Origin of the sequence: Candidatus Paracaedibacter symbiosus (assembly GCF_000757605.1) — a bacterium.
In the GTDB taxonomy this organism is placed as follows: Bacteria; Pseudomonadota; Alphaproteobacteria; order Paracaedibacterales; family Paracaedibacteraceae; genus Paracaedibacter_A; species Paracaedibacter_A symbiosus.
Window position 1 is genome coordinate 48297 of the sequence record NZ_JQAK01000002.1, and the last position, 9898, is coordinate 58194.

Here is a 9898-nt window from a genome sequence, read left to right on the forward strand (position 1 = left end):
GGTATAAACGTAGCATTGGGCCGGGAAAGTGCTAGCGAAGCCTTCCACAATGCCGGGATTAACTTTATCGGTGAAGTGGCGGGCCGGGTTGGGGCGAATCAGATTAGCCGGATGTATAGCGGCACCCTCCCTGATGGCAGACCTGACCCTAATGGCCGTAGACTGAACTTCTGGACACACAAAGGAGCCCACGGAATCGTTGGCCTTGGCCTCGGCGCCCTTCACAAGGCGATCCTGTTGCCGGCGCGCTTGGCGGCATGGTGGCTGAGCTGGTCGCTGATCTTACAGTAGATGATGCTAAAGACATCCGTGCTCGAGTTGATGAAAAAGCAGACAGACAAGGAATCCGTAAAGGTAGTCAAGACTACCAAAACCTCGTCCGTGCAGAAGTTCAAACAACAATGAACTGGAGCAAACTCGGCGCTGCAGTTGCTGTTGCGTTAGCGGGCCACGATGTCGATGTTGGTGTCGATGTTGCAACAAATGCCTTGGAGAATAATTTTTTTCCGCTGGTTGCTGTTGGCGTAGCAGCAGTTGAAGCATTGGCTAGTGCAGGTGGAGCCACATTAGCTGCCAGTGCCGGTGTTTTGACCGCACTAGGCCTTAATGAGTTGGCCACCTCTTTTCAAGAAAATGATGACTCTTCGATCGTTGCCACGGATGCCCATCCCGAAGAGGCAAGATGGGAGGATGAGAGCATCACAACTGAAGAGGCAAGATCAAGGCCACTCATTACCCCAACGCCAGAGAGAATGCCAACTTTAGGAGGGTATGAGGGTGCTTCTTCTGATGTGAGAACCAGAGATGAAGGCTACACCGCTCATCATGGGCCGAATACTTCTATCTTGACAAGCGAAAAGCAAAAAGAGTTCAGTTTATCAAAGGAAGCAATTGCTAAAGTTTATAAACATGATTGCTTTGGGAAGTTTTATAAGAATAAGGAAGATGGTTATTATTATACTAAGGATCAAGCCAAGCATGGTGGCTCGACCTGGAAAGTTTATAAGGAAACTGGTAGAGGTCTCGAGTGGAGATATGACTTAGATCAATTTGGAGAAAAAATGGACAAGCATAAAGGAGACACTGGGAAGTTTATTCCCAAGAAAGATCTAAATGGAGTAAATGGAAAATGATTAAAAGCGCCGAAGAATTTATTCGCTTAAGAAAAAGCCGTATTCCAGAAGAATATTATCGTGCTAATCACGAATTTATTCCGGATGATGTTTGTCATGAAGTCATCCAAAAAGACCCAGAAATGAAAGAGTATATTGCAAGTAATTCTTCTATTTCTCTTGAGATGATCTCTTATCTAGCAGAGGATGAGGATCAAAATATAAGGTGGGAAATTGCTCAAAAACCTAATTTAACTCGGGAGCTATTTGAAAAATTTGCAAACGACCCGGATGAAAGTGTGCGGCATCGCCTTGTATTCAACAAACATACACCCTTAGATATTTTAGAAAAGCTTACCCATGATGAATGGGATGTATGCGCAGAAGATGCTCAATGGAAGTTAAAAGAAAGGCTAACTAAGACAACTTAATCCCCTTATCTATCATTGTGATCTTTGAAATTTGTGAATAGCTTAGTACGTTAGCCTGTCCGGCATCATTGACAAGAGTCGATGCCATTACTCCGCTTTTTGTGAATGACACGGCTAACGGTCTGACAGTAGGTTCTGCCATTGCGACAAACCGCCAACAGGTGCAGGGTAGTTCGAGTGGCTGGACTGGCCGCACAAAAGTTACGATTGACCGCGGCGAAGAGATCGCTATCCCCACGGTGCTGGAGGTGGACAAGATTGTCTCAAACGCCAGTGCGCTGAAACGGATTGTGACGGGCCCTGAAAGAACCTTACCGCTGACAGTGGAAGGCGTATATGAGGAGACGATCCGTAAATTAGAGAAGTGGAACTATGAGAAGGTGGAATCCAGCCGCTGGAGCAAACCCCTCATGATAGCTGTGGCTATTGGGATGGCGTACATCGCTGGGCCTTGGGGAGCTTCTGCAGCTAAGGGATTGGGCCTGGGAACGACCATGGGAACCATGGTATCTGCTGGGGTGACGGGGCTTGCGTCCACGGCCGGGACGACCTTTGTGGCCAATAATGGTGACTTGGAAGCCACCCTCAAAAACATGACTTCGCGTAACAGTGTCATGTCTCTAGCAGCACAAGTTGCCAAGGCAGGTCTTATAGGGGCGCCTCCACCTGGATTAAATGCGTCCTTTGGTCAGATTACGAGCTATGCGGCGATGAGTACCCTGGTGGGTGGTGGTGTAAACGTAGCATTGGGCCGGGAAAGGGCTAGCGAAGCCTTCCACAATGCCGGGATTAACTTTATCGGTGAAGTGGCGGGCCGGGTTGGGGCAAATCAGATTAGCCGGATGTATAGCGGCACCCTCCCTGATGGCAGACTTGACCCTAATGGCCGTAGACTGAACTTCTGGACACACAAAGGAGCCCACGGAATCGTTGGCCTTGGCCTTGGAGCCCTCAAAGGTGACGCGGCTGCCGGTGCTTTAGGTGGTATGGTGGCTGAGCTGGTCGCTGATCTTACAGTAGATGATGCTAAAGACATCCGCGCTCGAGTTGATGAAAAAGCAGGCAGACAAGGAATCTCTAAAGGTAGCCAAGACTACCAAAACCTCATCCGCAATGAGGTCCAAACAACAATGAATTGGAGCAAACTCGGCGCCGCCGTCGCCGTCGCCCTCGCTGGCCACGATGTCGATGTGGGGGTTGATGTTGCAACGAATGCCTTGGAGAATAACTTTGTTCCGCTGGTTGCTGTTGGCGTAGCAGCAGTTGAAGCATTGGCTAGTGCAGGTGGAGCCACATTAGCTGCCAGTGCCGGTGTTTTGACCGCACTAGGCCTTAATGAGTTGGCCACCTCTTTTCAAGAAAACGATGACTCTTCGACCGTTGTCATGGATGCCCATCCCGAAGATGCTAGATGGGAGGATGAGGGCGTCACAACCGAAGAGGCGCGAGCAAGACCGCTCATTACCCCAACACCAGAGAGAATGCCAACTTTAGGAGGGTATGAGGGTGCTTCTTCTGATGTGAGAACCAGAGATGAAGGCTACACCGCTCATCATGGGCCGGATACAAGTGTGTTGATGAATACACAAGTTACAGGAAAAAATAATGTTACGGTTGGGAAAACAGAAAATTGGATTAGAGAACCCTCTAATATTCAAGATCAAATGGCATTAAATGCAGCTAAGCAAGGAGAAGGTAAGAAGATTATTGATAGCCTTAATGATCCACTTTATAAAGGTATGGAAAAATGGGAATTTAAAGTAAAGTCAGCTTCAGGAAAAGATTCAGTGGTTCACTACGTCAAAAACCCGCAAACTGGTGAACTGTTAGATTTTAAATTTAAAAAAAGAAGTATAGATTAACTTGTAATAAAATACATGAGTGAGAGTTTATGGTTAAAGTATTATGTAAATATGCGAAGATCAGTGATATTCCTAATCTATATTCACTAGATTATTATAAAGAAATGATAAGGCCACTTGATTATGATTTTTATCTTACAGTGGGGATTTTTTATGAAGTTTTAGGGGTTGTTATGAGGTCAGGAATTCCCTGGTTATATATAATTAGGGATGATGACAATTTTAATATAGACATACTTCCCGCAATTTTATTTGATTATAGTTGGAATAAAGTTCCTTCAAGCTGGCTCATGCGTATAAATGGCCCTTCCAAAGAAGATATAGAGCTGTTGCCAGAAAAATTAACATCAATTGAAAATTGGTTTGAGAAATATACGGATGAGGACCCTAATGCACTAGGTGTTCTGTCTTTAATAATTCATAATAATAGATCGAAAATATAATTACTAAGAAATGTGGCTTCATTACTTAAATCAATTAATAGAATAAAGTTATCCTTCGCAGAGATCTTGCAGAAATAAAGCAAGCGCTGATTGCCTACCAGGTTCGCTCTATTCAAAACCAACTGCAGGCAGCAGCACATCTTATCCAATGGTGACTTGGAAGCCACCCTCAAAAACATGACTTCGCGTAACAGTGTCATGTCTCTAGCAGCACAAGTTGCCAAGGCAGGTCTTATAGGGGCGCCTCCACCCGGATTAAATGCGTCCTTTGGCCAAATTACGAGCTATGCGGCGATGAGTACCCTGGTGGGTGGCGGTGTAAATGTAGCATTAGGCCGGGAAAGGGTTCTGTTGCAAATTTGAGAAGAGTTGCTAATTTAAGGGAAACTTAGTCCGTGAAAGAAACGCATCTTGAAACCCAAAGAATTTAGATATCGTCATTTCCTTCCCGAAATTATCTTACAATATTTGCGCTGGTATTTGAGATACCCTATTAGTTACCGCCAGTTGGCGGAAATGATTAGCGAACGAGGAGTAGAGGTTGATCACACAACCATTTACCGTTGGATTCAGCATTATGCTCCTGAATTTGAGAAGAGGATACGCTGGTATGCCAGGCCTTGGGTATGGTCACTCAGAGTCGATGAGACCTATATTAAAGTTAAAGGAAAATGGAAATATTTATATCGGGCTGTTGACAAATATGGACGTACTGTCGATTTCATGTTAGCCCATACCCGTGATTTGGCAGCTGCTAAGCGATTCGTTAAGAAAGTATTGAAGCAGTGCAAATATATGCCTTCCTCAATTACAACAGATAAGCATGCTTCCTATACTAAAGCCATTGAAGAGCTAAAGAATGAGGGTATTTTAGACAAAGACCTCAATCATAGGCAGATAAAATATCTTAACAACATCCTTGAACAAGATCATCGACGCATTAAACGACGTATCCGCCCTATGTTAGGATTCCAATCATTTAAGACAGCTAATCGAACTCTCAAAGGCATTGAGGCCATGGCCATGATGATCAAAGAGCAAACAATCTATTTAACGAAAAGCTATCAAAATCAAATTCACTTCTTTAATCGGCTCTTTGGCGTTTACGCCTAAATTGCGTCCACAATATTACATTCTAAAGCCCTAGCTCAGCCTATTTCCAAATTTGCAACGGAACCTGAAATAAGGGTAGGGCGGAGCTTTGTGTATTTAGAGTATACCTTAAATGGACATCATTTAAATGCCATTAGTTTTATCAGAATAGGATGCAATTATGTTTTTATTAACATATGTTCAAGTTTGTTTAGCCCCCTATATTGACTTATGCTCTCGCGGACTCAATATTTTTTTCAATAACAAGCCAATGAGGTGATAATAAGGCAGAATCTCATTTATCCTCTCTAATAAGAAATATGAGAAAAATTTCTCGTAGCAAGATAGTTATTTGGTTCGAAATATGGGGGTGTAATTTCCGCATACATAAACGACTATTAAGATGAGAACCTACACAAAACTCCTTTCCCTCTCACTACTACAGGTTAGATCAAAGGGTCTTCCTTATACAACTAGGGCAGCACAAAATAACGCAGCTATGTGCCGAAGAACTTATAGGAATGATCTAAGAGGATAAGATACAATTATGATAACTTATCTTCGACTTATCTTATTAAGTACTCTCTCTTCTTCAGGGCTAGTAAGAATATCTTCTTTACAGGCTATGGATAACCCTTATTCCGAAATGCATGATTTACGACAAGGACAAAATCCCGCCTATATTACTAAATCAGAGACTTTTGTAACAGGTACTTCAAAATTTAAATATACCATCAGTTATAAACCACCTCAAAATCCAACCTCTTTCTCTACAAACAATCCTCAACAAAATAAACTACCTAAGGTCCCTCACGTGATCGAAGATGGGTTGGTAGCGAAAGTTACAGAAGAAGAATTAAAATCTTTTAAACATAGTAGTGCTTCAGGTATTGATACACGGCATGAGATTGAAGATCCCTCTGGGTGGCCTTACTGTGTCCATGGTCATCTAATGATGCGCTTTGGGGCAGAGGAAATTGTGGTTGGTTCTGGTATTCTAGTTGGGCCTAACCATGTATTAACGGCAGGCCATAATCTTTACAACCGTACCAAAAGGCAATGGCCTGACGAGGTTTGGTTTAGTCCAGGAAGACGAGGTAAAAACTTTCCTTTCGGTTATAGCAAAGGATCTATCCTTCTTTGCCATAAAGAATGGTTAGATCATAGAGGAAGTAAGAAGGATGATTATGATTTAGGAATGATTATCCTAGATCGAGCGATTGGGAATGAAGCTGGTTGGTCAGGATTGCTTTATGCCCCGGATATATTTTTCGATCAGTGGGAGATTGCTGTAACGGGGTACCCCGGTGAAAAAGGCAGTAAGGACTATTATTCTACACAGATGTGGGAAAAAGGAACCCGAGCTAAAAATGGGTGGTTTAGTTCTGAAGTAATTCAATATGATATTCCCACGTCTTTTGGGCAAAGTGGCGGCGCGATTTGGCGCCAATGGCCGACACCAGTTAATCCCGATCCTACCAATATTTTAACTATTGGGATTCATACACAAGGAGGTACAAACGGCACGAATAAAGGTATCCGCCTTACAAAAAAAAATTTGAGTGGGTTACCAAGTGGATAAAGATGTATACTTTAGAAGACGCTATTGAGTACAGTATTCCCACCCCAGTGCTACTAAATATTGCAGAAATGGAAGAAGGCAAAGCAGAAGGCGATTGGTGGAACAAAGGTAATTACTATTTTAGAGCTCAGCAGTACAAAGAAGCTTTTACTTGCTTTCATCATGCCGTTAGTGAAGCAGGAGATAATCCATCAAATGAAATGTTATTAAAATTAGCTGACTGTTACAGAAAAGGTAAAGGGACTCAACCAAACGTCTTGCAAGCTTTGTATCTTTATATGCAAACTAGTAATCTCCAAAATTCTCCGACAACTTTGTTTCTAATCGGGAAATCCTATCTTCATGGTTTAGGGATTCCAAAAGATGGTTTTGCAGGTCTCTATTTTTTGGAAGAATCCGCCAAGCGAAATAATATTGAAGCAATTCAAGAGCTTTATCATTTTTATTCCGCAAAAGGAAAATATCAAAACCCGAAGAAGGCAGAAGACCTTAGCCAGCGTGCTCAGAGAATTGGAAAGCCGATTCCATCTCTTCTCCCGTCCCTTAATCATCATCCAAGGCCTTGGAAAAAAGGTGTAGAGATGCCTTCCTACATTCTTCCTGAGCGGCTTAAGACTTTCATTGAAAGCTTTAATGAGGAAGCTCCTTCGGAGAGCTATTTAACTCAATTATGGAAACATCAGCAGCAAGAAGGGTCAGCGGTTGTTTCTTCCTCAGTGACAGGAATGGGTGGAGTGGGTAAAAGTTCTTTAACTTTACAATATGCTTATGAAGCTTTGGATAATAAAGCCTATAAACACATTTATTGGTTGAAAAGTGAAACTGATAAAAATTTGATTGACGATTATATAACCATTTGTAGGAAACTTAAAATACCTTTTAAAGCAGAAGATACAAATGACCAGATCATAGAATCTGTCAAAGAGATCTTGTCGAATGAAGGAAGCTATCTACTTATCTATGACAATGTTCCTAGCACTGATTTTTTAGATAGGAAGATTCCCCAATCAAATGGTCATATTGTAATAACTTCCAGGATTCAAGGGGGATGGGGGCATCCTACGCTGCGGCTTAATGTATTCCGACCGCAAGATTCACTTGATTTCCTATTTAAGACAATCAATGTGGAAAGTAAATATAGAATTGAGCAGAATAGAGAGAATAAGGAAAAAGCATTACAAGTTGCTACACAACTTGATCATTTGCCACTGGCTCTCTCTCATGCTGCCGCCTACATCAATTGTAAGCTAAGAGGCAATATACAATACAACTTTAATGATTATTATAATGAATTTGAAAAAAAGTTAATAGGTCTCCTGCAACCAAATCCTCGTTACTCTAAGGGTAAAAACCCAGTTGATCATAAGTACCTTATTTTAACAACTCTCGAGATGGCTAAAGATCTAATCAGTGATACTGCTCAACAATTATTGACCTATTTTGCCTATCTTGATCCAGATGCTCTTTTAAAAGACCCATTCCTATCTTTAGTGGAAAATGGAGACGAACTAGACACTGCCTTTGAAGATCTTACTACTTTTTCACTCATTAAGAATAATGGGACTTCTTTTTCCATCCACCGTTTAGCGCAACTTGCCTTACGAGAGCATCAAAAACAGCAAGCTTCAGAAACAATCAGTACCATCCTGAATAGCTTTCATCATTATATAAAAGATCCTAACCAAAGCCATAACCTGCCATCCCTTTATTTCACATTTAACGCTCTACAGTCTCATATCAGACAGGTTAGCAAGCATCTAGGGGATTATTTTCCTAAGGATAATAGAGACTTAGAGGATTTCTTTATTAATTTAAAAATTGTTTGTCTTTTAATGCAGGGCGACTTAAAAGCTTCCCATTCATATATTAGCAATAAAATCTTATCTGGCGCCCGACGGCAGAGGCAACAACAAGAGCAAAGTGAAAAGAAAGAAACACAGATAGATTCAAAAGAAGCCTTATCCATAAGCATATTGAAAAGTGAGTTACAAGAGGAACAGATCAACTTAAGGGAAGAGGATTATCCCCTTCTTCTATGCCTTATCCCCAATAGTATATTGAAACCAAGCCGAATTAAGATTGCTGAAATTTTTCACTCAATTGAACCAGACCAAAGGCAAGAGTTCACAACACTCGTTAGCTCTTTGCTTAAAAATGACATAAACCACCAAAATTTTATTACTATGAAACACCTTGCCAGCATTAAAAACCCTACAATAAGAAGGACAGTAGCAGGAGTAGCAAAAAATTTATTTGAGATATCCCAAAATACTTTTATTTCTGATACCGTTATAGATCGACTTGCAAAGATCAATGATGCCAAAAAAATAGAAGAAGGGGCCAGGGATGCAAAAAATTTCTTTACGGAAAGTATGGATAATTATGAACTCGTTTGCCTTGTTGAGGCATTTGCCATCATTAAAAACCCTCTAATAACAAACGCTGTAATATTAGCAGCTCAGGACATAATTACCCCAGAAATGGCAGGAGCTAAAAGGAGAGCTGTTATCAAAGCTTTTGCTGGCATTAACAACCCTACAGAAATAGATAATGTGGCCAAATCTGTAAAGTTTTTAATTACGCAAGACATGGAGGGGAATGAGATTGCTAACATCATCGGTGATTTTGCTAAGCTTAAGGATAATGATTTGAGAGAGAAGGTAACAAAATTAATGCAAGACCTATGTACGGAAAAAATAAAGAGGGCTGATAGAATATTACTTAGCTACGCTTTTTGCATAGGAGGAGAGAATTATATTGACTTGGTTAACTCTAGAATTGAGGACTTTGACAGAAATGTAGTTACTTTTTCCATCATTGCTGGGGTGGTTGACCATTTACCAGATAAGGATGTTATAGAATTGGCCAAGCAGTTGATTACCCAAGAGGCAGGGATTTGCGAAATACTTAAAATTACCCGCGCTCTTTCTATGATCAAAGATTTAGTAATAAGAGCAGATGTGGCAAGATTGGTTAAAGATTTGACTACGCAAACAATGAATGGTCAAGAGATAGAAGAGCTTATCATTACTCTTGCTAGAATTGAAAATGCAGAAATAAGAGCAGATGTGGCAAGATTGGTTAAAGATTTGACTACGCAAACAATGAATGGTCAAGAGATAGAAGTAGCTTATCATTACTCTTGCTAGAATTGAAAATGCAGAAATAAGAGCAGATGTGGCAAGATTGGTTAAAGATTTGACTACGCAAACAATGAATGGTCAAGACGTAATAACTTCGTATAGCATACATTATACGAAGTTTATACGATTTATATGCAAACTAGTAATCTCCAAAATTCTCCGACAACTTTGTTTCTAATCGGGAAATCCTATCTTCATGGTTTAGGGATTCCAAAAGATGGTTTTGCAGGTCT

General features: G+C 41.1%; 9 protein-coding genes. All 9 read left to right on the forward strand.

Annotated features, from left to right (window positions below):
- Positions 1–291: hypothetical protein (locus tag IG80_RS16230; RefSeq protein WP_032113525.1), on the forward strand; the 291-nt coding region annotated here is incomplete at its 5' end.
- Positions 258–1133 carry a VENN motif pre-toxin domain-containing protein gene (locus tag IG80_RS0107800; protein WP_032113526.1) on the forward strand — a complete coding sequence of 292 codons (876 nt, stop codon included), beginning with the start codon at positions 258–260 and terminating at the stop codon, positions 1131–1133. The genes IG80_RS16230 and IG80_RS0107800, both read left to right, overlap by 34 nt.
- Entirely contained in the window at positions 1130–1543 is a 414-nt protein-coding gene (locus tag IG80_RS0107805; protein WP_032113527.1) for a hypothetical protein, read from the forward strand. The genes IG80_RS0107800 and IG80_RS0107805 overlap by 4 nt, the downstream gene beginning before the upstream one ends.
- A gap of 68 nt (positions 1544–1611) precedes the next feature.
- The gene (locus IG80_RS14665; RefSeq protein ID WP_156962122.1) at positions 1612–3405 is read left to right on the forward strand and encodes a DUF637 domain-containing protein; all 1794 of its coding nucleotides are present in this window, start codon (positions 1612–1614) and stop codon (positions 3403–3405) included.
- A 29-nt stretch (positions 3406–3434) separates the two neighbouring features.
- Positions 3435–3848: a hypothetical protein gene (locus tag IG80_RS0107815; RefSeq protein WP_032113528.1), complete on the forward strand. Its 414-nt coding sequence runs from the start codon at positions 3435–3437 to the stop codon at positions 3846–3848.
- 90 nt (positions 3849–3938) lie between these two features.
- A complete protein-coding gene (locus tag IG80_RS0107820; protein WP_032113529.1) occupies positions 3939–4211 on the forward strand; it encodes a hypothetical protein in 273 nt (90 codons plus the stop codon).
- A 45-nt stretch (positions 4212–4256) separates the two neighbouring features.
- Positions 4257–4961, forward strand: coding sequence for an IS6 family transposase (locus tag IG80_RS0107825; protein ID WP_032113530.1), 705 nt, complete (start codon positions 4257–4259; stop codon positions 4959–4961).
- 526 nt (positions 4962–5487) lie between these two features.
- On the forward strand, positions 5488–6522 hold the full coding sequence (locus IG80_RS0107830) for a trypsin-like serine peptidase (RefSeq protein WP_032113531.1): 1035 nt from the start codon (positions 5488–5490) through the stop codon (positions 6520–6522).
- Positions 6523–6524: 2 nt separating this feature from the next.
- Positions 6525–9671 (forward strand): tetratricopeptide repeat protein, encoded by a 3147-nt coding sequence (locus IG80_RS0107835; RefSeq protein WP_032113532.1) that lies wholly within the window; start codon positions 6525–6527, stop codon positions 9669–9671.
- Positions 9672–9898 lie beyond the last annotated feature (227 nt).